This window comes from Microcoleus sp. LAD1_D3, assembly GCF_036702135.1.
Classification (GTDB): Bacteria; Cyanobacteriota; Cyanobacteriia; order Cyanobacteriales; family Microcoleaceae; genus Microcoleus.
Window position 1 is genome coordinate 22,208 of the sequence record NZ_JAUBSB010000028.1, and the last position, 25,432, is coordinate 47,639.

Annotated in this window: 17 protein-coding genes and 1 pseudogene; 6 read left to right on the plus strand and 12 right to left on the minus strand. The window is 45.5% G+C overall.

The annotated features are described in order from the left end of the window. The first annotated feature begins 96 nt into the window (after positions 1-96). Positions 97-1,749 (plus strand): FAD-dependent oxidoreductase, encoded by a 1,653-nt coding sequence (locus QUA74_RS16975; protein ID WP_333331180.1) that lies wholly within the window; start codon positions 97-99, stop codon positions 1,747-1,749. Between the two features lie 252 nt (positions 1,750-2,001). On the opposite strand, the gene QUA74_RS16980 is transcribed toward QUA74_RS16975, so the two are convergent. Then, positions 2,002-2,364, minus strand: coding sequence for a hypothetical protein (locus tag QUA74_RS16980; RefSeq protein ID WP_333068154.1), 363 nt, complete (start codon positions 2,362-2,364; stop codon positions 2,002-2,004). A 157-nt stretch (positions 2,365-2,521) separates the two neighbouring features. Between QUA74_RS16980 and QUA74_RS16985 the strand changes: the two genes are divergently transcribed. Both QUA74_RS16985 and QUA74_RS16990 read left to right on the plus strand, forming a co-directional pair. Then, positions 2,522-5,245: a valine--tRNA ligase gene (locus QUA74_RS16985; RefSeq protein WP_333331184.1), complete on the plus strand. Its 2,724-nt coding sequence runs from the start codon at positions 2,522-2,524 to the stop codon at positions 5,243-5,245. 219 nt (positions 5,246-5,464) lie between these two features. Then, positions 5,465-5,962: a hypothetical protein gene (locus tag QUA74_RS16990; RefSeq protein ID WP_333331187.1), complete on the plus strand. Its 498-nt coding sequence runs from the start codon at positions 5,465-5,467 to the stop codon at positions 5,960-5,962. 155 nt (positions 5,963-6,117) lie between these two features. Here QUA74_RS16990 and crtB read toward each other — a convergent pair whose 3' ends face one another. Both crtB and pds read right to left on the minus strand, forming a co-directional pair. After that, a complete protein-coding gene (gene crtB, locus QUA74_RS16995; protein ID WP_333331190.1) occupies positions 6,118-7,047 on the minus strand; it encodes a 15-cis-phytoene synthase CrtB in 930 nt (309 codons plus the stop codon). 91 nt (positions 7,048-7,138) lie between these two features. Then, a complete protein-coding gene (pds, locus tag QUA74_RS17000; protein ID WP_333331193.1) occupies positions 7,139-8,512 on the minus strand; it encodes a 15-cis-phytoene desaturase in 1,374 nt (457 codons plus the stop codon). Between the two features lie 197 nt (positions 8,513-8,709). Between pds and QUA74_RS17005 the strand changes: the two genes are divergently transcribed. Beyond that, positions 8,710-9,270 (plus strand): DUF6009 family protein, encoded by a 561-nt coding sequence (locus tag QUA74_RS17005; RefSeq protein WP_333331196.1) that lies wholly within the window; start codon positions 8,710-8,712, stop codon positions 9,268-9,270. 93 nt (positions 9,271-9,363) lie between these two features. Beyond that, positions 9,364-10,002, plus strand: coding sequence for a restriction endonuclease subunit R (locus QUA74_RS17010; protein ID WP_333331198.1), 639 nt, complete (start codon positions 9,364-9,366; stop codon positions 10,000-10,002). Positions 10,003-10,102: 100 nt separating this feature from the next. On the opposite strand, the gene QUA74_RS17015 is transcribed toward QUA74_RS17010, so the two are convergent. The 9 genes and pseudogenes from QUA74_RS17015 to QUA74_RS17055 all read right to left on the minus strand — a co-directional run bounded on the left by QUA74_RS17015 (position 10,103) and on the right by QUA74_RS17055 (position 23,184). Next, the gene (locus QUA74_RS17015) at positions 10,103-10,732 is read right to left on the minus strand and encodes a TraX family protein (protein WP_333331201.1); all 630 of its coding nucleotides are present in this window, start codon (positions 10,730-10,732) and stop codon (positions 10,103-10,105) included. A gap of 610 nt (positions 10,733-11,342) precedes the next feature. Next, positions 11,343-12,653, minus strand: coding sequence for a hypothetical protein (locus QUA74_RS17020; protein WP_333331204.1), 1,311 nt, complete (start codon positions 12,651-12,653; stop codon positions 11,343-11,345). Positions 12,654-12,738: 85 nt separating this feature from the next. Beyond that, positions 12,739-13,827: an SPFH domain-containing protein gene (locus tag QUA74_RS17025; protein WP_333331207.1), complete on the minus strand. Its 1,089-nt coding sequence runs from the start codon at positions 13,825-13,827 to the stop codon at positions 12,739-12,741. Positions 13,828-14,200: 373 nt separating this feature from the next. After that, a pseudogene (locus QUA74_RS17030) lies at positions 14,201-14,412 on the minus strand (FAD-dependent oxidoreductase); the annotation flags it as partial. A gap of 219 nt (positions 14,413-14,631) precedes the next feature. Continuing rightward, positions 14,632-17,307, minus strand: a complete 2,676-nt coding sequence (locus QUA74_RS17035) for a pPIWI_RE module domain-containing protein (protein ID WP_333331209.1) — start codon at positions 17,305-17,307, stop codon at positions 14,632-14,634. Further along, positions 17,304-20,597: a pPIWI_RE_Z domain-containing protein gene (locus QUA74_RS17040; protein ID WP_333331212.1), complete on the minus strand. Its 3,294-nt coding sequence runs from the start codon at positions 20,595-20,597 to the stop codon at positions 17,304-17,306. The genes QUA74_RS17035 and QUA74_RS17040 overlap by 4 nt, the downstream gene beginning before the upstream one ends. Further along, positions 20,598-21,719 carry a pPIWI_RE_Y domain-containing protein gene (locus QUA74_RS17045; protein WP_333331215.1) on the minus strand — a complete coding sequence of 374 codons (1,122 nt, stop codon included), beginning with the start codon at positions 21,717-21,719 and terminating at the stop codon, positions 20,598-20,600. A 191-nt stretch (positions 21,720-21,910) separates the two neighbouring features. Next, entirely contained in the window at positions 21,911-22,681 is a 771-nt protein-coding gene (locus tag QUA74_RS17050) for a Uma2 family endonuclease (protein WP_333331218.1), read from the minus strand. A gap of 362 nt (positions 22,682-23,043) precedes the next feature. After that, positions 23,044-23,184 carry a hypothetical protein gene (locus QUA74_RS17055; protein WP_333331222.1) on the minus strand — a complete coding sequence of 47 codons (141 nt, stop codon included), beginning with the start codon at positions 23,182-23,184 and terminating at the stop codon, positions 23,044-23,046. Positions 23,185-23,239: 55 nt separating this feature from the next. Here QUA74_RS17055 and dnaK point away from each other — a divergent pair, with 55 nt between their 5' ends. Then, a complete protein-coding gene (dnaK, locus tag QUA74_RS17060; protein ID WP_333331225.1) occupies positions 23,240-25,348 on the plus strand; it encodes a molecular chaperone DnaK in 2,109 nt (702 codons plus the stop codon). Positions 25,349-25,432: the final 84 nt, after the last annotated feature.

Sequence of the window (25,432 nt, forward strand, 5' to 3'; positions counted from 1 at the left end):
AAACTTGTGTCGAAATTATCTAAACGTGCTATATTCAACTCCGTAAACCCTGAACTGCGCTTTCAGGTAATGCAAATTTATAAACGAGTCAACTGAATGCTCTCTACTTTCAAGAAACTAGCTTCAATTGCAATCATCTTTGCCGCCCTAGAACTTTTACTTAATTATCCGGCTTTCAGAGAAATACAAAATTATATCGCAAATAGAGACCCAGCAAGTGCTACCTTAGACAATGGAACTCTGCCGCAAAAATCCAGCAGCCCGCCTCCGGTAACTCCCAAAAAATCACCGGAGCAAAAGTTCGATGTAGTAGTGTATGGCGATGAAGTACCGGGGATATGTGCGGCGATATGGGCTAAGAAGACTTTAGGCGCAAAGGGCAAAGTTGCGATCGTGCGATCGAACTACGGAAGAGCACCTTTGGGCGGCTTACTCACCCGCGGCGGTTTAGCTTACATCGATTTAGATAAAATCCCCAATTGGCACCGCCAACCCTACGCCCAATGTTTTAAGGAATTCTTAGATAAAGCGAATGCGCGCGAATCTTGCTTAGACCCAAAAAGGGCAGATCAAGCTCTCAGGCAAATGCTTTCAGCAGCAAAAGTAAGAGTTATTTCCAACTCAACTCTTACTCCCCACGTCGTCGATAAAAAAATCGAATATGCGTCAGTAAAAGGCAGCACCTTAAGAATTAAAGCCAACTCTTTTATTGACGTAACTCAAGACGCGGAATTAGCTCGAAAAGCCGGATTATCTTATTATACAGGATATGAATCTCAAAATATCAAATCCAAAAATGAAACTTTAGCAGTCTCTATAGTTCCGAGAATTACGGGTATAACAATGTCCGAATTCCGCAGCATAGAAGATGACATTCTATACAATCGGCCTTTGGTAAAAAAGATTAAAGAAAGCATTACAAAATCTAAAGATCCGGCTAGTACAAAATTCTGGATGAGGAATTTCTGGAGTACGATTTATCAGCCATATACAGATGGCTACGACATCCGAAGCGTAGCTATAGGTGCAGCATATCACATAGACAGAAACCTGCCCTTTAGCCAAAATAAAGGATTCTTTTTTGATAAGGGCAATGTCTGCGTTTATAACAAAAATGTGCTGTCCTGGAACGGGTTTCTGTTTAAATACCAAGTTCCCCAAATCATGAAGATGGAAGCTAACGGCAGAAAACCGACTCCTGAGATGATTAAAGAAATGTCACATCTCCAACACTGGTTACAAAAGAAGTCTGGTAAAGATGTGAGAGTATTTATTCCAGACGAGATTTATATCAGGCACACTTTGAACGTTCGCGATGTGGTAGATCCGCTGACGGGGAAGGAGATTATCAAAGGGGGAACAGCAGCGTCCAAGTCGATCGGCAGTTTTTCCTACGATTTCGATATGCGGGGCGGAGTCAAGAATTTATCTGCGAGAATTCCGCCGCTGCCAGTCTATAATTTCGGGATAGAAAGCGCTTTAGCTAGCAAAGTGAAGAATTTAGCCATTGTGGGGCGATCGTCCGGTTATGTCGGTATGGCTGTATCCGTCGGGCGAATAGCGACGGTGAATATTTATCAAGGACAAGGTGTGGGCGTGGCGGCTGGTTTGGCTAGCAAGTTCGGCGTGCCACTGAATTCGATTACTTCGGCTGAAACGAAAAAAACTCTGGAGACTTTAACGGGGAAAACGACGTATTTGTCGGGCAGAGATACGAGTTATGGGGTGGATTATAAGGAGGTGAAGTAATGGAGGTATAGCAGTCGCCCGTGTTGCTATACGATGTTAAACCCACCTACAAACTACAAACTTTTGTTTGAGTTTGAGAACAAAAAACGCAATTCCTGGAGTTTGATAACTGTTATTCATTGCGATTCTTAATTATTGCAATTTGTTTTACCAGTAGGACTAATGCAAAAAGAAAACCGGTTTCTCTGCAAAATCGTGGCTTTCTCCGAGAGAAGGCGGGTTTTGGATTAGGGATTTCTGGCAAATAAGATATTAAAAGGATTTAACCACTGAAGATGTCGAAACCTCTTCAATTCCTTCCCACATTTGAGCAACCGAAATGGTTTGCCCAGTCATGGCTTCGTGCCAAGCTTGCCGAAAATCTTGTAGAAGCGCTGCTTTAGATTGGCCCTCTCCGTCAATTTCTGAGGGTTCTGGAATACTAAAAGAATTAGCAGGAGGCATCTCTTGGATTTCTGCTGAGAAAACCTCTGGCAGATTATTTTGCGAAATGATTACCCCCTGACGTTGCTTTTGGCTTAGAAACTCTATAAAACTCGCAACCAATGCCAGATGTTCTGGAGAGAGTCGATCGAGCCATCGATCGATTTGATGTCGAAGTGCTGCTACATTCATAATGCCATCAAACCTTTTAATTTTACCTTCATTTTAACGTAAACCCGCCCCGCCTTGAATATCGCTCTTCCCTCTGCCTCTGACGCGGATGCGGTTCAAAACTCTTCTCCTCCCTTCTATGGCACAATCTTAAATAAGATCAAACTCTCAAGCCACCATGACCGCAAACCTACCCCCCCAATACGACCCCCAAGCCACCGAAGCCAAGTGGCAAAAATACTGGGAAGACAACCAAACCTTCAAAGCTGACCCCGAAAAAGGCGGCGAACCTTACTGCGTAGTTATCCCGCCACCCAACGTCACCGGCAGCCTCCACATGGGACACGCTTTTGAAGAGACGCTGATTGATGTCCTCGTCCGCTATCACCGCATGACTGGACGCAATACCCTGTGGTTGCCGGGAACGGATCATGCTAGCATCGCCGTTCAAACTATTCTCGAAAAGCAACTCAAAGCAGAAGGCAAAACTCGCCACGATTTAGGTAGAGAAAAATTCTTGGAACGGGCCTGGGAGTGGAAAGCTGAATCGGGCAATACTATTACTAATCAATTACGCAGTTTGGGCGTGTCTGTCGATTGGTCGCGTGAACGCTTTACGATGGATGAAGGCTTATCCGCTGCGGTTTTAGAAGCGTTTGTCCGTCTGTACGATGAGGGGCTGATTTATCGCGGCAATTACCTGGTGAATTGGTGTCCGGCTAGTCAGTCTGCTGTGTCGGATTTGGAGGTAGACCAGCAGGAAGTTGAAGGCCATTTGTGGCATTTCCGCTATCCTTTGACGGATGGTTCTGGTTATTTGGAGGTGGCGACGACTCGGCCGGAAACGATGTTGGGCGATACAGGGGTTGCGGTGAATCCCAAGGACGATCGCTACAAACATCTTATCGGTAAAACTGTCACTTTGCCGATCGTAAATCGCGAAATTCCAATCATTGCTGATGAGTTTGTCGATCCGACTTTTGGAACTGGTTGTGTCAAGGTGACTCCCGCCCACGATCCAAATGACTTCGAGATGGGTAAGCGTCACAATTTGCCGTTTATTAACATTATGAATAAGGACGGCACTTTAAATGAAAATGCCGGAGAGTTCCAGGGACAAGACCGATTTGTTGCCAGAAAGAATGTGGTGCAGCGGTTAGAAACAGACGGGGTTTTGGTTAAAATAGAAGATTATAAGCATACAGTTCCCTACAGCGAACGCGGCAAAGTTCCGGTCGAACCTTTGATATCTACGCAATGGTTTGTCAAGATAGATCCTCTTTCTAAACGTGCTTTAGAAGCATTAGATCAAAGTAACTCACCAGTCTTTGTTCCTGAAAGATGGACAAAGGTTTATCGCGATTGGTTGGTGAAGCTGAAGGATTGGTGTATCTCCCGCCAATTGTGGTGGGGACACCAAATCCCGGCTTGGTATGCTGTTAGCGAAACCCAAGGAGAAATTACTGATACAACGCCGTTTGTGGTGGCGAAAACTGAAGCTGAAGCTAGGGAAAAAGCAACGGCTAAATTTGGTAATGACGTGCAGCTAGCAAGAGATCCAGACGTATTGGATACTTGGTTTTCGTCCGGGTTGTGGCCTTTCTCAACTCTGGGATGGCCGGACGAAACTAAAGATTTCGAGTTTTACTATCCGACAACTACCTTGGTTACAGGTTTTGATATCATCTTTTTCTGGGTGGCTAGAATGACGATGATGGCGGGACATTTTACTGAAAAGATGCCTTTTGATACTGTTTACATTCACGGTTTGGTGTTGGATGAAAACGGTCAGAAAATGTCTAAAAGTAAAAACAACGGTATCGATCCGTTGCTGTTGATTGGTAAGTACGGTACTGATGCTTTGCGCTACACTTTGGTTAAGGAAGTGGTAGGGGCCGGTCAAAATATTCGCATGGAGTACGATCGCAAAACTGATGAATCGAAATCAGTGGAAGCTTCCCGGAACTTCACGAATAAGTTGTGGAATGCGGCGCGGTTTGTGATGATGAATTTGGAGGGACAGACGCCCCAGCAGTTGGGAAGTCCTTCTGTGGGAGGTGGTTTGGAATTGTGCGATCGCTGGATTCTGTCTCGCTACAATCAAGTTGTGCAACAAAGCCGCAATTGTTTGGAAAATTACGGTTTGGGGGAAGCGGCGAAGGGACTTTATGAGTTTATTTGGGGCGATTTCTGTGACTGGTATATTGAGTTAGTCAAGTCTCGCTTGCAGCAGGATGCTGAACCAAATTCTAAGAAAGTGGCACAGCAAACTTTTGCTTTTGTTTTGGAAGGGATTCTGAAACTACTGCATCCTTTTATGCCACACATTACTGAGGAGATTTGGCACACTCTGACTCAAACAGGTGACGATCGATGTTTGGCTTTGCAAGCTTATCCTGAAGCGGATGTCTCGCTAATTGATGCTGAATTGGAACAGCAGTTTGAGTTATTGTTTGGTACAATTCGCACTATTCGCAATTTGCGGGCAGATGCTGATATCAAACCCAGTGTGAAGGTGACGGCGATTTTGCAAAGCGAAAGCGAGAAAGAACGCCACATCATCTCAGATGGAGGTGTTTACATTCAGGATTTGGCAAAAGTCGAAAATCTGACAGTTACTGCTAGTGTGGATGCAGATTTGGGACAGACAATTGCTGGGGTAGTCGGTACTGTGCAAGTATTGATTCCTCTGGCTGGGGTGGTTGATTTGGCGGCTTTGCGTGCTAAATTAGAGAAGAAGTTGAGCAAGGTGGAAGCTGAAATTAAGCATACTGCGGCGCGTTTGACTAATCAGAAGTTTGTGGATAAGGCTACTCCTGATGTGGTTCAGGGGGCGAGGGATGCTTTGGCGGAAGCCGAAAAACAAGCGGAGATTTTGCGCGATCGGCTAAAGGTGTTTTAATAGTTGACTGTTGACTGTTGACTGTGGCCAGGGCGGGTTTACGAGATAGTTAGTTTCAGGCATATATTGTTGGTAAAACCCGCCCCTACGAGATCGTAAATCATACAATTACCAATAACCAACAGCACGACACGGAATGCACGGATACACGGATAGCTGTTTTTACCAATTACCAGTTACCAGTTACGAATAACTAATAACTAATAACTAATAACCCTTATGCTATATTTAGCAAAAGTACAAAATCAGGAAAATTTAGGCGAGATAAGTCTGCAATTGCTGGCTTGCCAAAATTCGGATCATACTTGGGCTATTCTTAGTGAAGAAAGTTTTTTGACATTACCGAACGATTTTGCTCAAAATCACATTAACTCTGCAACTAATATTTTAAATGAAGGAATGCTAGTTTTAACAAATGTTGACGAAAATAGCCAGGTTTTGCATATTCAAGCAGCTACAAACTGGGTAGTACAATTAGTAGAGAAATATTTAACAACAGGCTTTACTCCCGATTTTTTGCAGCAAGAAGCGCAAAAAGCAGAAGATTGGAGGCAATCTCTCACTTTGCAGAGTCAAGAATTGTCTCGCCGCTTGATTGAAGTTGAAGCCCGCCGAGAACAAATTCAAAATTTAGAAGCAAAACTCCAGCAGGAAAAGCAATTGTTAGAAAGTTCGATCGCCCAATTGCAAATTCCGCCCGCTACTCCACTAATTTGACTTATAATTTGACTTAAATTAACACACCAAACGTAGGGACACGCCACTACCGCGTCCCCACAAACCTAATATGCAATTTGCTGGACATCATAATAATTTGTAACTTGACAAATACCCCTTACCCGTTGCCGAATCGCCAGCAAAATTGCCTGCGGCTAAAGCACTTTTGACTTCATCCAAGCGGCGGGGAGACACAGCAGTTTCTGAGAATTGCTAACATAAGCCCGCTTCTGAAACACATCGTATTGATTGCGTTCGATCGCATTTAAGATTCTGCTGTACAGCATAGTAGCAGCCCAAACAGTCCAGCGGATATCGGGACTGAGCACTTTAATTCCCGGTTCCGCGCTGGCGTATAATTTGCGAGCTCGCTGAATTTGAAACCGCATCAATTCCCGCCAGCGGTTGTCAATTACACCGTTGAATAAATCTTCTTCGGTGTAGTTAAACAAGGCTAAGTCTTCTAAGGGAATATAAATGCGGCCGCGGCGGGCGTCTTCTCCGACATCGCGCAGAATATTAGTCAACTGCTTAGCAATACCCAGGGCTATCGCTTCTTCTTTGGGAATTCTACTCCCCCAATGCCAATTCCAGTTAGCAGCGGAGCTCGATTCGCCTACACCCATGACAGACATCGACATCAGCCCTACAGTACCCGCTACTCGATAACAGTAAAGATTGAGCTCTTCAAAAGTTTCGTAGCGGCTACGGTACAAGTCCATTTGCTGGCCCGCAATCATCTCTCGAAACGGCTGAATGTCGATCGGGAAACGAGACAGCGTATCCACCAAAGCTACGTCGTAGTCGTCGTGAGGATGGCCGGCAAACACAGATTCTAGGCGTTTTTCCCACAGATTGAGGGTTTCAGGGGTCGTTGCATCAGAACCAGGCCCGTCTACGAGTTCGTCGGTGCGGCGGCACCAGACGTAAATCGCCCAAATCGCCCGACGCTTGGCTTCGGGCATGAGTTGAGTGCCTAAATAAAAATTTTTGGCATAACTCGCCGTGACTTGGCGGCACAGTTCGTAGGAGTCATCCACAGAAGCCAGAGTTCTCATGCACTGGAGTTTTGACAGTTGCAGCATCCGAGAATAAGAAATTTAAAGATTAGAATTGACACTCCCCCGTTTAGAAAACGGGAGATTTTTTACGTCTTTATGAAAAATTCTTAATTTTTCATTGGTTATGGGCCGTTGAAATAGCCTGCGCTGTCAGCTTACCAGAAAGCACGGCACCTTCCATACTTGCAAGATAACGCTGCATCGTATAATCCCCCGTTAGATAGAAATTGCTAATGGGAGTTGTTTGTGTGGGACGGCACTGCTGGCGTCCGGGGGTGGCTTTGTAGACGGAACGAGGGGTTTTGACTACGTGATATTTGAGCAGTTTGGCTGGTTCTGGGATTTGATCGGGAAAGAGTTTTTCTAACTCGACCATTGTCGCTGCGACGATATCTTCGTCCGATTTGCCTATCCAGTCTTTGGCCGGTGCTAAAACCAGTTCCAGCATGGATTTGTCTGGGTTGGCATATTCGCGGCAGGTGTTGCTCATGTCGGCGTAGACGCTTAGCAGGGGCGATCGCGAGAACAGCAAATGGTCGATATCTGTTAATTTGCGATCGAACCACAAGTGTACATTAATGACGGGTACTCCCTCCAAGCCTTCGAGCTGTTTGAAATAATCCATTTCGCCCCAAGGTTTCGGCATCATCAACTTCAGCGGGTCAACCGGCATCGCGGAGACGTAAATATCGGCCGTCAGAATTTCTGACTCTGCCCCTTTTACTCCCCGAATGTGGAAGCCGCGCACCGTGTTGTCATCGTTGAGCAAAAACTCTTTGATGGGTGCATTCAGCCGTAATTCACCGCCGCGCTCAGTTATGTAGTCTACCATCGGCTGACACAACCTCTCTGTGGGGGAACCGTCTAAAAAGGCCATTTTCGAGCCGTTTTTCTCTTGCAAGAAGCGGTTGAGGGCTGTCAGCAGTATGGTTGCGGATATTTCGTGGGGGTCGATGAAGTTGAGCGCCTTGGACATGGCGATAAATACTTCTTTTTCCACTCTGGGGGGGACGTTTTGCTTTTTGAGCCAGTCGGAAAACGAGTATTTGTCCATTGCTTCGACGTATTTTTGACCCTGAAGCATCGCCGGAATCAAACCTATACCGAAGCGGATTTTTTCGGGCCAAGTGAGCATATCGTTGTTGCTCAAGATGGCTGCAACGCCGTTGAAGGGGGCGGGAAGGTCGGGAAAGTCAAAGCGGGAATAGGTTCCGGGGGTTTCCGGCTGATTGAAAATCATCGAGTGTTCTTTCCATTGCAGCCGGTCTTCAATGTCAAGTTCTTTGAAGAGTTGGAGCATATTCGGGTATGCACCGAAGAAGATGTGGAGGCCGGTTTCATACCAGTCGCCATCTGCATCTTTCCAGGCGGCGACTTTGCCGCCGAGTACGTCCCGACTTTCTAGGAGGATGGGGGTGTGGCCCGCGTCGGTAAGATATTTAGCGCAGGAAAGTCCTGCTAAGCCTGCTCCGGCGATCGCAACTCGCATTTGATACTACTTGGCCTCTGTGTTCGCTTCGGTTTAATTATACTTTACAACTCGTTACATTTTTTTGGGAAATGGGGCTGGTGGAGGTGAGGAGTGCGGGGATGATCTGAGTTATTTTTGGCGTAGTTGACTTATGGCAATGCCATATGTGCCATGCGTGCTATAATCTGGTTATCATCCACATAGAGGTAAAAATTATGGGCAGTTTTGTCAGAGACGAGACGTTAGTACACGAAGCTAAAATTGTCTGGCTTGTAGAAGAGGAAGAGATCAGTAAAATGCCTTGGGTGCGAGAGAGCGAAGTAGATTTTTGTAGCAGAAAAGGGGTCTCTAAAGAACGTCTTTCAGAGCTTCAGCAAGAAGGTCAAATCCTGTTGGGCTCTGCAGAATTAAAAGATGGTGCTCCCCCTACTTTTACTGAAGGAAATCAGGAGTATTTTAACAGACGGATTTTCACAATTAGAGAAAAAGACTTTGAAGTTTACAAAGTAAATCACCCACTAGAAGCAGTGGAACCATTAAGTGTAGAACCCAAACTCAAGGGTCTACCTCCGAGTAAAAAATCTCAAATAGCTGTTAGAGTTCCTCCTAGTCTTTTTAGCAAGCTCAAAAGATATGTTCAGCAAACGGGCATATCTCAAACTGATGTCATAGTTAGCGCCCTAGCTAAACACCTAGATTCTGTAGAAGGTGTACCCATGATTCAGAGGATACTAGAACTTGAAAAGAGAGTTGATGCGTTGGAAAGCAAGAGTTAATAGAGGCAGTAATTAGGCCAAGAATCCATTTGTAAGGTGGCAACGCACACCTTACTACACAATTTGTATAGACTTTAAACTTAGTGTAAAACGATGGTACAAACAATTCAAGCTAGAAATATTGCACTGAATGATTTGGAAACCAACTTCAAAATTGAGTGGGTTGAAGATGACCAATTCTTTCGCGAGTGGCAAGATGATTTGCCAGAAATCTCGGAAGCTGAAAAACAGCGGCTGGACAGAGTGAAGGCAAGTTACAGGAATTTGCTCAAACATCCGCCACTTCTAGAAAATACAGTCAAAATGGTTGTGCTGTCTCCGTTTTTGGATTTAGCTGATTTCTATCTCGCTCCTTTTCATGTTACTTCAGAAAAGTCTGTAGAAATTATTGACGAAGATGAAGGAATGATTGTCAGAGGACAGTTGGATGTTTTGGCTTTGTTTCAGGAGTTTTGGGTAGTGGTGATCGAGTCCAAGAAGGCTGCGTTTTCTTTGGAGGTCGGGATTCCGCAGTTACTGGCTTATATGTTAGCTAATCTGACTGCCGATCGACCTACTTACGGATTGTTAATGAATGGGGCAGATTTTCTATTTGTCAAGTTAGTTAAGCGGGAAACACCACAGTACGCTTTTTCTCGGAAGTTTTACCTTTTCAATCCGGGGAATGATTTGTACAGCGTGCTGAGTATTTTGAAGCGCCTCGGTGAGTTGAATGTTGGCAATATAGTTTAGAAAGCGATCGCGCTCTTCTGGGAGCGATCGCTCAGAGACGCGGTTGTAGTTCGTTTAAATAAAAAATCAACAATGAACTAATTAGAATCCCCAATCTTATTTAGACAATTGTTCGCAGTGCCGCTAGCCCTCCCAGGTGTAGTGGGTAAAAATAATAGAAAAATCTTTTTTCTAAAGCCGTTGGTTTTTGGTCTTTAGAGGTATCGTAGTATGCCAGAACTAGCGGTGTCAATATAGCGAAAATTTGAATCCAGCTTTGGCAACTAATGGCATATCCGATATTTGCTATAGTCCAGCAGAACCACCAAAGGCGATCGCCTCCTCCTTTCCACCTAATCATCAATAGCGGGCAAGCCACTGCATACCAGCCGTAACTCACTCCTAAAATTTGAGCGCTTACTAAACCTGTGCTTAAAACTGCAATTTTGCGATCGAAGCGTCGGATGTAGCTCAAAGTTAGTGCTGCTACGGCAAAGCTAAACATGATGTTTAACTGTAAATTGCCAAAAAGTAACATATGAGGTATTTGAGAAAGTACCCCAAATAATATCAGTCGAGTAATTAGAGGATTTTTGTCCCCCGGTCGTTTCCAGTTTTGAGCAAACACCCAACTAAACAACGGAAAACTCAGGCGGCCGATGATACGCATGGGTTCTGCTTCAAGCATCAATCCGATGTGGTCTATTAGCATTAGAGCTGCGGCAAACCATTTAATTTGATTTTGATTCATACAACTTATCCTCCTATTCTGTTATTAAAATTTCGTTTTTTGTACTAATTAAATTTTTTACTTATTGATAAAATATATTTACATAAGCTAGCTATTTTAGTATGTCTGATATGCTATAAAATGCAGTTTTTGAAGTGTTTTTAAATTTCGATATTTCGGGTTTTATCTATTATTCCTGAAAAATTTATTTGTTTTTATTAAAATCCTCAGTACAATTAAATCGACTGTACCCATAATCTATCCTTAAAGCAACACCTAAATTAAATAGAACAAATTCCATTTAATTTAGGTGTTTTAAAAAATCTACGTAAAAACCCTCTTGTGTACTCCTTAAGGTAGATTTACCTTAAATTTATAGATTCGGAGGAAATAATGATTGAGTTAATTTTACTGACCAAGAATTTCTTGATGGTACCCGCCACGTGATTTATCCGTGGAATCAATCCAAAATCGAAAATCGAAAATCCTCAAGCCCCCGCATTTATCCGTGGGGTCGCCTCTAAAATCTAAAATCTAAAATCTAAAATCTAAAATCGATTGACCTCGATCGCGACTACTACACCGACGACGATGCCTCCGCCGCCTCCAGTGAGTGTTCCATCCAGAATTGCTACAGTGAAGAGGGAACAGGCGCTGACGGTAATTTTTGGCTGGGTACAGGTGCGGTAGAGGGAACAGGCGCTGTTGGTAATTTTTGGCTGGGTACAGGTGCGGTAGAGGGAATAGGAACTGGCGGTAATTTTTGGCTGGGTACAGGTAGGGAAGTTGGTTGAGGTTGCGGTTGAGGCAGACCGGGAACACGGATATATCTCCAATTACCAGTAAACAATAGGTACATAACACCCGCAAGCACGACACCGCTAACAACAGCAGCAGTAATTTTCCAAACACTGTAGGGACGTTCGCCTTGAACTTCCGCGGTGCGTGCATTAACCATTACTTGATATCGCTGGTTTTGATAGCGATAGGCACACAACCACACAGGTAGCAAAATATGCTTAAAAGTGATAGCATTGTAATCAGTAGAAATGCTGTGAACCCGCTGCTCGTCGCCACCAATATTCCTACAAACATCGAAGTGAATAGTACCGGCCATGACATTTTTAGCAGATTCAAATCCTTGAGTGAGAGAAACTTGCGATCGCTGCGCTTCAAACCCAGCTAAATAAGATGAATTGTAAGCGCGCAGCGACTCCTTGAGATGCCAAGGTTCTAACGCATCGAGGCGGGGGCGATCGATCGAACTTGTAGCGGGAATCAGAATATCATCAAAAGAGCGATCGACTCTGCCAGAAGCAGGCCACCACCTGGTATGTTGCACTTGGCGAGTTTTAGTTTCAGTTTCGCCCTGCGAGTTTGTTTCCGTATAAGTTTCAGTCACGTAGTAGTGTTCTCCGCGAGAACCCTGATAGTAACTAACCGTATAAGTGTCGTAAGTCCAAAACGGCAAATAAACCCCTTGAATTTTCTCCTGTTGCGCTAGGGATTTCAAAGCAGAAGGAGCAAACCAGCGATTGCTGAGCCACTTCTGAATGCTTTCTCTGGCCTGTTTATCAGTAACTTCAAAAGGAACAATTCCCTCTGGCTGCACGCTAGGGCTAGCCTTTGCAGGTTGGGTCACAATTGGAGAAGCACAAAATGGGCATTTACCCGCTACTTTCGGCGGTTCAAAAGTAACACTTGCTCCGCAATCATTGCATTTTACTTCAAGGGCTGTTGTTGATAAAGTTGTCAGCGTCGTGCGATCGACTTGGAGATATTGTTCGTAAGAGTTCTCCTTTACCTCTTCAGCAGTTTGGGGAATTGCATCTTCCCAGCCGCAGTAAGCACACTTGAGCTTTCCTGCTTGGGGGTTGAACTCTAAATAAGCCCCGCAGCTAGGACAGGGAAAACGTTTAACAGCAGGTTCCGAAGTATTCATAATGGTTAATTGGTGATGTAATTGGTAATCGGTAATCGGGAAAGCATACCAATTACAATTACCAATTAACTAAATATGCAAAATTTTAGGCGGCGGCTGGCGGGGGAGGCGGCGGTACTGTCGCCAACAAAGATGCTAATTCTGGCACTTGCGATGCTAACTTCCAGCCGTCAAAACCCGCACGCCACACCATTACCTGATGTGTCAAACCATTTTGCAGAAGTTGATGCAATTCAAAAGGGCCTAATTGTTGACCGTTCTGGGCAATATACCACTGATGTTGTGTTGGCGGGGGAGGTGGCGGCGGAGTTTGCGATGCTGGTGACTGCATCATATTTGTCATTTGTTGGCCTACTGCCATGCCCATGCCAATTTCTAATGCTTGATTGCCGCCGCTAGGGTTATTTGCTGATGCTTCTATGGCGTTAGCCGCTTGATATTGGGTATATTGCTGCATATTTCCCAGAAGTCCGATTGAGGCTCGTTTGTCGAGTGCTTCTTCAACTTCAGGCGGCATCGAGATATTTTCAATTAATAGCTGAGTTAACTCTAACCCAAACTGCTGGATACTTGGCTCTATGGCAACTCGCACCTGTTCGCCCATGTGGGTGTAGTTGGCTGCAAAGTCTAGCAGGGGAACGCGGGAATTGCCAACCCAATTGGCAAAGGCACTGACTATTGTATTGCGGAGTTGATCGCTGATTTCATCTAGTTGAAATAGTCCGTCAGTGCTGATGAGTTGTTTTAAGAGTTGTTCGGGATGAGAAACTTTAATGTTGTATGTGCCAAAAGCCCGCATTCGCACTGGGCCGAGTTCTGGATCGCGGATAATTACAGGGTTAGAGGTTCCCCATCTCAGGTTGGTAAATATTTTGGTGTTAAAAAAGTAGACTTCTGCTTTGAAGGGAGAGTTGAAACCGTAGGGCCAACCTTTTAAGGTGCTGAGAATGGGTAAGTTGCGGGTGTACAGTTCGTACATTCCCGGATCGAAGACATCGGCCACTTGGCCTTCGCTGACAAAGACTGCTCTTTGTCCTGGTCGTACAGTTAGTTTAGCACCTTGTTTAATTTCGTTTTGGTGACGCTCGAATCGATAGGCAATGGTGTCGCTGGTATTGTCTAACCATTCGATGATATCGACAAATTCGCCGCGAATCTTGTCAAAGAGTCCCATAGATTTATTTTTGGTTGTTGTTCGATTTTAGCTTCAATAGGAGCGATCGATGTTCCGGAGCGAGAGGCATTATGTAACTGTTAGGTGCGGTTGCGGGCTCAATTGCGATCGCCCTTGGAAGGAAATAGACCAGCCGAGTGCGATCGCCCTTAATTTCCTCAGGCAAAAAATCCGATGGTATTTAGTTCTCACTTATTATAATAACTAATCTCACAATTGCTTTTATTCGGGTCGATCGCAATTTGAAACTGCGTTGGTGGCAGTCATTAAGAAGGCAGCGTTAAAATTTTCTGCGACTTATAATATGGTTGCGAATATTTTGTGGGGAGCGATGAAGTTGAGCGCCTTGGACATGGCGATGAATCTTCGGCTGCCGGTCTTTAATATCGAGTTCTTTGAAGAGTTGCAGCATATTTGGGTATGCACCGAAGAAGATGTGGAGGCCGGTTTCGTACCAGTCGCCTCTGCATCTTTCCAGGCGGCAACTTTGCCGCCGAGTACATCCCGACTTTCTAGGAGGATAGGGGTGTGGCCTGCGTCGGTAAGATAAGCGCAGGATAGTCCTACTAAGCCTGCTCCGGCGCAACTCGCATTTGATACTACTTGGCCTCTGTGTTCGCTTCGGTTTAATTATACTTTACAACTCGTTACATTATTTTGGGAAATGGGGGCGGTGGGAGGGTGCGGGGGATTTGAGGTGCGATCGGTTTTGCTGCATGGTATTAAGGGGAATCTTGCACGATGTCCTGAATATTTCAAACGCCTCTGTCAGTTGAAATTTGGCAACTCATAAATACAAAATAATTAGGTACCGGTAGACTCATCTAATTCCAGCAGCAACACGTAATCTTCAATTTGCTTGGCGAGGTGGAGGGGTAGAGGTAGTTTTAGCGCTTCGTCATAGTGCAGTGCTAAATGCCGCAATTCGTGAGTCAGGGCAGCCCAAGGAAATATCTCATCATTAGGCTGAATGCAAGCAACAGTTAGTTCAACTAAACCAGGATTCCAGAAATAACGGTGTGGTGATGCTTCTAATTCCCTACCTTTTGTAGTGGTGGATGAAGATACTTTTGATAAATTGAGAGGAGTTTGAAACTGCTTGGGCTTGTTGTAGGTGCTGGCAAAAACTCGATCGCCCATTTTAAACAGACCCTTAGTCCATCCCTGTTCGTCCCCCTTTGGTGCATACCATTCTGGTGTTTCGTGGCCCTGACTGTCGCGCACGCGCACGATCCGAAGATTTCGATCGACACGGGTTATGTCTAGCGGATTTTCTTTTCCAAAAGCAACTCGATCGGGGGTAATATTTCGATTGTTCAGCCATTGCCAAGCACTTCGCAAATTTTGGGCGTGGCAGATTAAAAGTGTGTCTCCCAGTGCAGTAACTTCCTGTAATTTTGGCTTGACAAATCGCATCATTGCCTCGGACAAACGATTGAATCCTTTCGCTTCACCGCCAGCTATTTTCAGCAGACATTCTCGATAGGACAACCAAGTATTAAAGCCCGGAGCAATGGCTTTTATATCAGTTGTATTCGCTGCCATGTACACCATCACCGGCACGCGCTGAATACTGCCGTCAGCAGATGTAGGCGAATTTTGTTTAATCATCCAAAGACCAACATAGTTGAGCTTTTCTGAAAAATCGTACCTCTGATGAATATTTTTAGTTTTCCCTTTGCTGTCAACCCTCTGTTTCTGCTGTTGAATAATGATATTTGGGGGGGCCGGCTGTACTCCTAGCTGACGCAGCAGATCCAAAAATCCGTTTAAAGCGCGATGGGGTAAGTTTCCAGTACCTTCAGTGCTGATAAATTGCGTTAACCTTTGAGATAAAGCAAATCCCCTGCGGATGGCGTCTTTTGGGTCAGTATTTCCCGAAAAACTTTCTGCAGTGTCAAGCTCAATAAAAGCCACGGTGACTCCCGATGTGCGCGACGCTTTTTTCTGAATTTCTTTCTGAACTTCTTCACCCCGCTGACAGATAGCTTGACGGCGCTGCTCTTTTTTGTCTTTGATACCAGAATCGAGTTTCAATTCATCCCCAACCGCGCCCAAAACCTGCGTACTTATATTTAATGTAAATTCTGAATCGGGAAATTTGTAGGGCAGTGACGCAGATTCTGGAATTCCCAAACATTCACCCATAGCTTTAACTAAAGCATCTTTTGTATCATTTTGCTGGTACCAAATTTCTACGGTTAGCTGCTCGCCAACAGTTTGCTGAATAGCGATACAGCGTTGATTTTGTAATTCGATAGAGGTATGCTTTTGCTTGGCTTGAGAGTTTGGTAAAAAAGGATTTTGCGGAACCGCAGGCTTAAAGTTAACCCTTTGAAGCGGTTCGACAAACTCCCACTCTGGTGCTAATAGTTCAGCGATTTTTTCGGCTAAATAGCGACGGTCTGCTGGACTTAATCCAGGACCAACGCCATGCTCGGGATTTATGCCATTGCGGTAAACCAGTGCAGCACTGGGACTGCCGTTAAGATTGAGGGCTGAAACTGGATTGTTGGCGATATCTTGGGGTGCTGGAAATGGATTTCGAGGCTGGAGTTTGTCAAGTAATGGCGCTAAATTGCTCCCCCATTTCATGCGGTATTTTGATTGACCTTCTTGTTGTTGTGAGGATGGCACTCGTTCCCAGGCGATTGGTGCTACTTGGAAACTATTTGAATTGGGAATTCCTTCCAGCCAAGGCACGCTGGTCAGTAAATAAACGCTAGTTTCTTTGTCTGGTGGTAAAGACTGAATTGGCAAACTGCCCCAACGCCTCACGCTGAGGTCGCAGTGGATGACAGGAAAGTTTTGGAAAGGTACTGTTTGCACTGTAAATGTAATGACAACAGACCAATACCAATTTTTGTACTTCATTGGCGGCCAAGATACTAATTCCGATCCTTGCGTGCCAAGCATAGGTGCGCGCCGAAACCGCAAAACCTCTGAATGCCAGTGAATTGTTACATTATCCTGGCTCAATTTTGCTGCTAAAATATGAGGCAGCAAGATAAAAGTATTGTCGCTTCCTAATTTAGCTGTACCGTTGGGTTCTGTAGTCCACTCATTTACATCGATTGCTGTTGGCTGCCACAGCAAATCATCGGCTTTGAGTTTTTTAAGCAAATTAGTAATGCTTGTCTCAGATGCTTTAGAAAATTGTGTTTTTACCCAAGCATTTAAAATGAGATATAGCGCCTTTGAATCGATAGGTGTTGTACTGTACAGCCAAGATGTCGCGTCACTTTGAGCAGCTTTGGGACTAATATGAATTAGGTCGGGAACTAATGCTCGCATGGCTTTGTTGAGCAAGCCAATAGGCACGTTAGTTTGATCGACTGGGCGATTTTTAATTTCGGCTTGTAAACTTCGGAGTTCGTTCTTCCATGCTTCGGGAAATTTGAGGATGTTAAAAGTATCTTGTCCAACTGTATTCTGGGATGCTAGCCGGAAGGAAAGAGTGCGCAATTCATTATAAGTCATTCAGCAATACCTCCTATTTGTTCAATAGCTGTATAAAAAGGGCCGTAAAGTGCCTGTACAAGTTCCCTGTCTCTCTGTGCAATTTGCGGGTTTGAACCAGGTATGAAATAAGGGCGCAAAACTTCTTTGATACTAACTAAAAGACTGGTCTGCGGTTCTTCACTTTGTTCGTCTTGAAATGCAGTGCGGCGGGCAAAAGCAGCATCACAAAAGAATACGCGCGCTGGACTGCCTCCACGGATCAATCTGCCGATAACCTGCCAGATAGAAACTAATTGATTCCACGTCACAGCTTCTCGTTCATTATCGGGGAGTGTACTGTAAATCATTGGCAACCGCAACAAATAGCGCCAGCGCTTATAAGCGGCATCGCGGAAAGTGTTTCCAACTCTGTCAAGTGTCAGTAAACCATTATCACAATTATCGGTTAGCCATTCAAGATTTGCGTAATGTTCGATCGCCCAACGATTGATAGAATGAATGGCATAGCTGATGTCATCGGGGCGGGGGTGGGGACGAACTAGAAAATAAGCTGCACCAATTGCTGCTTTGTCTTCTTCGTTGAGAATATTGTGTCCGCGTTCAATTGCCATTAGCGGTGCAATCAAAATCCACGATCCTGTCCTGGCAAATTTGTCCACGAGATTCCGCTGTAAACTTGACTCATTGTTGCGCCATTGACTGTCAAATTCGTCATCGTCAGGAACTAAGCGCAAAATTTGACCGCGCCAGTCATAACGGAGAGTTTCTAGGTGTTCTTGTGCTAATTTTGCTTGCTCGTAACTGCCGACAAGTAATAGAACCCGCTGTCTGCCTTCTGGTAGTTGGTTGCGTTCTACTTCTAACCGACTCGGACCTCCTAAACCACTTGGCTGTGATAATTGATTGAGCAGTTCTTTTAGGGCGATCGCGCGCCCGTGTCCTTTGGCACCCGAGACAGTAATTGGACGATTTTCTTTGTCGTACAAAGCCATAAATTCAAAATAGCTGTCTTGAATTGCCTGCAATTCTGCATCGGGAGAATGCAGCACTCCGGCTACTGGTATTTGTACGTGATATCCAGGTGCTTTACCAGCCCAGCTTGTACCTGAGAGCAACAAAACGTGAGGCCCAACTATGCCGTCGCTGGCAAATAGTTCGTGCAGGTGCAGCAGCAGCCAGCGACCAACGCCCAGACATTTAAAAAATCGTAAATCTCCTGACCCGTTTTCTGTTGATTTTACATATTGAAATGCGAGTACGTTTCCCATCGGTGCTGCTGGAATAATTGCTTCGTAATCGCTGGGCGGAGTGTGAAATAAAAGCGAGCTTTCTCCTTCTAATTTTAGCGGTGTTTCAACGTTTTTCCAGTCGCGTAGCAGGGAGTTGAGTCGGTTTGAAAGAACTGCTACTAATAAGGCAAATTCCAGTCGGACGAGAACATTTTTTAGTTCTTGGTCTGTTAGTGTAACGCTAGACTCTTTGTTCTGGTTAATCCATTCGTTTAGATGCTGTCGCACTAAGTCTTCATTAGCGGTTGTGATCAATTGGCGCGTCAGTTCCGAGAGGGGATGAGTGCTGTTGTCGCCCAGCGGGTCGTTGAGATAGAGATCGCACAACTGCCGCAGCCGGAGATAACCAGGATCGGAATCCCGCGTTTCTTTTGAGGCTCCCGAAAGTGCGATCGCGACTTGTTCGAGTATCAGCCAATCTGTGAAGTAGTCGCCTTTCTCGCTCCACTCCCGCAGCGCTGGTTTTTGACTTAATATCAAAGCATAAATTCGACTCGTAACTGTCTGAGCAATATCGTGAACTTTGCACCATCCGTCTACATTTAGATCGGCAAGTTGCCCGCGTCCTTCCTGATTTAGTTGCTGGACAACTTGCTGCTGAATTCGGCTCAACCAAGCCTCCCTGCCCCGACTCATCAACGTTTGGCTGGGACTGAACAAGCTATCCAATTGCACTTGTACTTGGTCGGCTTCATCTACAATGATTATATCGCTGTGGCGAAACACCAATTCCGCAAAACGAATTTGCTCGGAATTTATTTGTTTGGCAACGCGAGTATAAACTAAACTTGCAGGTGTCGCAATCCAAATTTTTGCCTCTACCAAGTCGCGCTGTGCTTGATGAAAGGGACAAGCACTGTAAATAGGACAAACATAAGTTGTGTTGGCGTTAGGTTGTGCTTCGTCTTCGTCAGCAGTAGAATAGAGATTTTGACAGGGATACTTGCTTATTTGAAAGGGATTTGCAACATCTCGACGCAGTTCGCTTAAAGGACAAGCTGTACTCAGCCACCGAAAACCTGGATGTTCTTGATTGAGCGGTTCTAAGGGGTTTTCTGCATTCCACGCGCGGTGCAATCGGTTGGTGTGTCTTTCGCGATTTGAGGCTCCTAAAATGGGAGCAACGCTGATACCTAATTGGGTGAATAGTTTAGCTCTATTTAACGCTCCGATGACATCTCCTATTACTAAAGTAACGTGAAAATTGTTCTTTGCGCCGTAAACTGCTAGCACGTCCATTAAAGTTGATTTCCCGGAAGATACCATACCAATTAGGTGCATTAATCCGTCTACGGTAAAAGTATCAGCGCTACTGAGAGTGACGCCATCTTCACCGAATAACTCTAAACGCACCCTCGATAAACGTTCTTCCCACTTGGCATAAAATTGAGTATCCATCCAGCGCGCTGTTTGAATTAAATCATCCCAGGTAACAGTAATTGCCTGTCTTTCTGTTCTCCCTGCTAAGTTGTGTGCAGGTGGCGGTGGAAATACTAAATCGTCTGGGATTTCAACGCTAATCCGATATCCGCGATCGCTGCACTGATATCGACCTGTGTCGGCCCAGCGCACGCTTTCTTTCCTGTGCGGTAAAGGTTGTTGGAGAGCTTTGGCGTAAATATGCTTGCGGTCAGAACAAAAGCTAATTTCGCGGTCATAAAATGCTTCTAAAGCTTCATCTATATCGTAACCTCGAAGCAGTTCATCGATCTGGCAATAGTGTCCTAAGGCTCGCTTCCAACTGTATTCGCTTCTAAATTGGGTCAAAATATAGCGTGCGTTGCCTAACATTTGATACTGCTGTTTGCTCCAATGCTGTGTTTGGGCGATCGCAAACGGATAGCCAGTTAGCAATGTCCACAGAGCGCGTGCTGGGGTTGCTGGTGCTAGCTGCGACATCAGATAAAGTCCCAGTTCGATGTCGCAAAACATAGCTGGATTTAAACTTGTTTCTGTTGACGGCCAGCGATCGCGTAACCGAACTGTCAGTTTCTGCCGCCATTTACTTGTGTCGCGCATTTACTTATTCCTCCGCAGCTTGTTTCTTACGTCTTTTATGAAGTCGCTCTCAAACTTTGCTTTAATGTATTTGGGAAGTGGACATTGGTTGCTAAATGCTCGCAGATAATCCGATCGCTGTTCTCGGCGATCGTCTGGGAAGACAAAATATCCTTGTTTCCAGGGTGGAGTATTGGGAATTTGCGGGTTTTGCTGCTTAACTTTATTTCCCAATAAAAATGGATCAGCCCAATCTTTTACATCAACTGCCCACGCTTCTCCATCATTAAATACAATTCGCAAATCGTAGCTATCAAAGTTCGGCCACAGTTCCACTTTAAGCCGAGATTTTCCTAACTTTTCGAGGCTTTCTGCCAGCCGCAATTCAGCGCGACCTGGTGCTGCAATAAAGCGCCGCAGTCCTCGTTTCAGCCAAAGAACTTGCTGTTTTTGGGGAAACGCCTTTCCCTGTTCGCTGACACCTTTAGCGCGACAGCGTTCTTCGGCACAAATTAGATTGCCTTTTTCAGTGCGGAACATAATATTTCCGCAGTTTGAGCAGCAGTAAAAGTCACCGTTTACAGCACAGGATTCAGGGGCGGGTTCGTAAGCAGCGCGAATTTGTTCCTCAAGTCTTGTTAGCAGTGGCTCTGCACACTGCTGTAGAAACTCAAATTCGGTGAGTACGGGTTTACTAATGAGCAAATGCCGAAATGCTGCGTAGGAGTCAGGTGCTTCGACTGACTTGCAGATTTGCATGACGTTTAATAATAGCTGTTTCTGGGTTAATTCTGCTTCGACATCTGCGCCTGCAATCGCCCATTCATCGCAAATATTTGTCGGTATTTGTCCGTTTAGTAGTTTGTCCGCTTTACCTGCATTTTCTGGCAGTTGCAGAGGCCATTCTGCTAAGGGTTGGCGACACCAAAAAAGCAAATCGGGAAGGGATTGTGGCGGTGTTTTACCTTGACGCAAGCATAGCAAAACTAACCGATCTAGACTTCTTTGAAGTTCTTTTGGATAAGGTAAAGTTGGCGCTTTGCCATTTTTAATTGTTTCGCACAGTTTGATGATCCCGCTGGCTATTAAGTGCAGCGTCAGTTCGTCTGGTGACAATTCTGGGGTTGTGTAGCTATTAGTCATTGTACTTTCCTGGTATTTTTCCAGAACCCGCTGACAGCTAACATACCGCAGATTGAATAAAAAGTCAAGTAGCGGTTGAGACTTTTTATAAAGCAGTAGATTTTCAATAGCTCTCGCCCTTGATTTGATCGATCGCCAAATCCGCGCCATCTACCTTTATTCCCCCAATCCCCTCCCAGCAATGGTTTCCCTCACAATTCTGGTTCAATTCCAGCCGATCGCAACTGAGCGCGCAATTGCTCTAATTGGTCTTCTGCTTGTTGAGCTCTTTCTTGTTCGCGATCGGCTCTTTCTGCTCCCGATAACAACAGATTCCCTTGACTATCCCACCAGCGCCGCCAAGGTAACTCAACATTTTGATACCTTCCTTGCCAAATTCCCAATTCCACTCCTAACGGTTCAACGGGATAATGCCCGCGCTCATTTGTAGCAACTAATTGATACCTATCTTCGATCAGGTGATAGACTTCAACGCTAGCCTTAGTTACTTCATAAATCCCGTAAAATGCCGGACGGATGACATTTTCATAAATCCAGAATTTACCCGGCTTAGTTTCCTGTTGACCGGAACGCAACAAAGGCGTCCTGTCCCGTTCTTCTGCACCATTGCCCGATACAAATTCTAACACAATTAACGGTGCTACAAATTCTTGCCACATCACATAAGAACGGCGCAATTGACCGTCAATAGTTGGCGGGACATTAGGCACATAAAACCAGTCCGGTGCTTCCGCACCCCGTTCTAGCGGCTCAGTTAATCGCCAATAAATGCCGCTGTCTTGACCGATACAATAGTTACCATCTGGATGAATGCTTTGGAAGACGGGAGTAATTGAATCGGTTAACAGAATGCTTTGGGGATGTTCTTGGAAATTTTTCACAAAAGTGCCGTCGGATTCGGGTAGCTGATTATGGTCTGGCCAGCCTGTAGGGTTGTTTTCTACATCTAGGGTGAATTTCATAATGTTATTTTGATTGGAGGCCTTTTTGAGAGGGAGGGCGATCGCACTTTGAATCTCGATTCTATCTGATGTAAACTGTGTAATTACTCACTCTAGCTCCGCTTCACATCATCCCATTTCAACCAACCGACACGATCGCGATTTCCGCCAGCAGCTTTTAACTCATTTAATGCTTGTTTGGCAATTGGCAAATCTTCTAAATTCTCTAACCATTTGATGAGTGGTTGCCAAGTTTCGACATCTAATACAGCAACTTGTTTGCCTTTTAGATTGAGAAACTCAACTGACTACAATACTTCTAATCCAGGCATTCAGGCTACCTCTATGTTAATGATAGATATAACTTTTGCTCTCCATTCTAATCAATTGGCTTCTCGGTTGCTGCGCCAAACCGTAGGGAAAAAAGGTTGATCGCACCCAGCCACACCCAGCAACCTGAACCGCAGGTGAGGCAATCCCCCTGCAGCCCCCGCTTCTCGACGCGGTACAATAAATGCAATCATACTTAACGCTTATATTGAAAAGGCTACACACAACGCCACAGGAGACAACTGACGCATGGGTAAAGTAGTTGGCATTGACCTCGGAACAACAAACTCAGTAGTAGCCGTCATGGAAGGCGGCAAACCGGTTGTGATTGCCAATGCAGAAGGGATGCGGACAACTCCCTCGGTAGTCGCTTTCACAAAGGAAGGAGAACGCCTTGTGGGACAGATGGCCAGACGCCAAACTGTTCTCAACCCGCAAAACACCTTTTACGCCGTCAAGCGGTACATCGGACGCAAATATACCGAACTGACTCCAGAATCAAAGCGCGTCCCTTACACAACTCGCCGCGACGACAACGGGAACATCAAAATCAAGTGTCCCCGCCTGAAAAAAGATTTTGCCCCAGAGGAAATTTCAGCGATGGTTTTGCGGAAACTAGCCGATGAAGCTAGCCGCTATCTGGGACAAGAGGTGACGGGGGCTGTAATTACTGTTCCCGCTTATTTCAACGACTCGCAGCGACAGGCGACGCGCGATGCGGGACGTATTGCCGGACTTGATGTCAAGCGGATTTTAAATGAGCCGACAGCGGCTTCTTTGGCTTACGGTTTGGAGAGGCGAGAAAGTCAAACTATTTTAGTGTTTGATTTGGGCGGCGGTACTTTTGATGTCTCTATCTTAGACGTGGGAGACGGAGTATTTGAAGTTAAAGCAACTAGCGGCGATACTCAATTGGGTGGCAACGATTTTGACTCCAAAATTGTTGACTGGTTGGCAGAACAATTCTTAGAAAAAGAAGGAATTGATTTGCGGCGCAATCGCCAAGCTCTGCAGCGATTGATCGAAGCGGCAGAAAAAGCCAAGATAGAGCTGTCGGGAGTCGGTGTCACGGAGATTAATTTGCCGTTTATCGATGCGAATGAAGATGGGCCTTTGCATCTGGAAACGCGATTAACTCGCGGTCAATTTGAGGGGCTCTGCACTGATTTGGTGCAGCGGTTGCGGCGGCCGGTCAAACAAGCTTTGGCTGATGCAAGTTTGAGTCCTTCTCGCATTGATGAGGTTGTGTTGGTCGGCGGTTCGACTCGCATTCCTTTGGTGCAGGAAGTGGTTCGCAGTTTGATCGATCGAGAACCCAATCAAAATGTCAATCCCGATGAAGTTGTGGCGGTGGGTGCGGCAATTCAAGCGGGGATTTTGGGTGGCGATGTCCGCGATGTGCTGCTGTTGGATGTGACGCCGCTGTCGCTGGGTTTGGAAACGATCGGCGGGGTGATGAAAAAACTGATTCCGAGGAATACTACTATTCCCGTCAGGCGATCGGACATTTTTTCGACTGCTGAAAACAACCAAACTGTGGTAGAAATTCACGTAATCCAAGGGGAACGGGAATTAGGCAGAGATAATAAGTCTTTGGGACGGTTTAAACTAACTGGAATTCCGCCGGCACCGCGAGGGATTCCGCAAGTACAAGTAGCTTTTGATATTGATGCTAACGGGATGCTGTTGGTGACTGCTTTGGACAAAACTACCGGCAGGGAACAAAGCATTACTGTGCAAGGTGCTTCGACGCTGACTCAGCAGGAAGTGAATCAAATGATTCGCGATGCGGAACAGTTTGCTCAAGCTGATAAGTTGCAGCGGGAAAAGGTGGAAAAACGCAATCGCGCTGAAGCTTTAGCTTATCAAGCCGAGCGGCAGTTGCGAGAAGTTGCGCTCGATCGCGGAATGCAGTTTGCTCAAAGAAGCCGCCAGCGAATTGAAACTTTAATTCGGGAATTGCGAGACAGTTTGGAACGCAATGATGAGCGGGGAGTTGACCAAGTTGGTTCGGATTTGCAGGATGCTCTTTACGATTTGAGCCGGGAAGTTTCCGCGTTTGCTGATGATGACGATGATGATGATTTCTTTGAGTCTGTGAAGCGGACTTTTACGGGCGACGGTACCAAGCGGCGCAGCGATGACAGCAGCTATTATACCAATGCTAAACCGTACAGGCGATCGACTGTCGATCCAATTCCCGATCGTCCATACGATCGTATGGGCGATCGCATGGGCGATCGTATGAACGATCGCATGGGCGATCGCATGGGCGATCGTAGAAGCAGTGCTAATCGCCCCACTCGGCCTTATCAAAATCAAAGCGACGATTGGGATGATGACGACGATTGGTTGTAATTAGTGGTTAGTCATTAGTCCCTAGTCATTAGTCCCTAGTTTGAAGCAGGGAAGCAGCATGACTAATGACTAATGACTAATAAT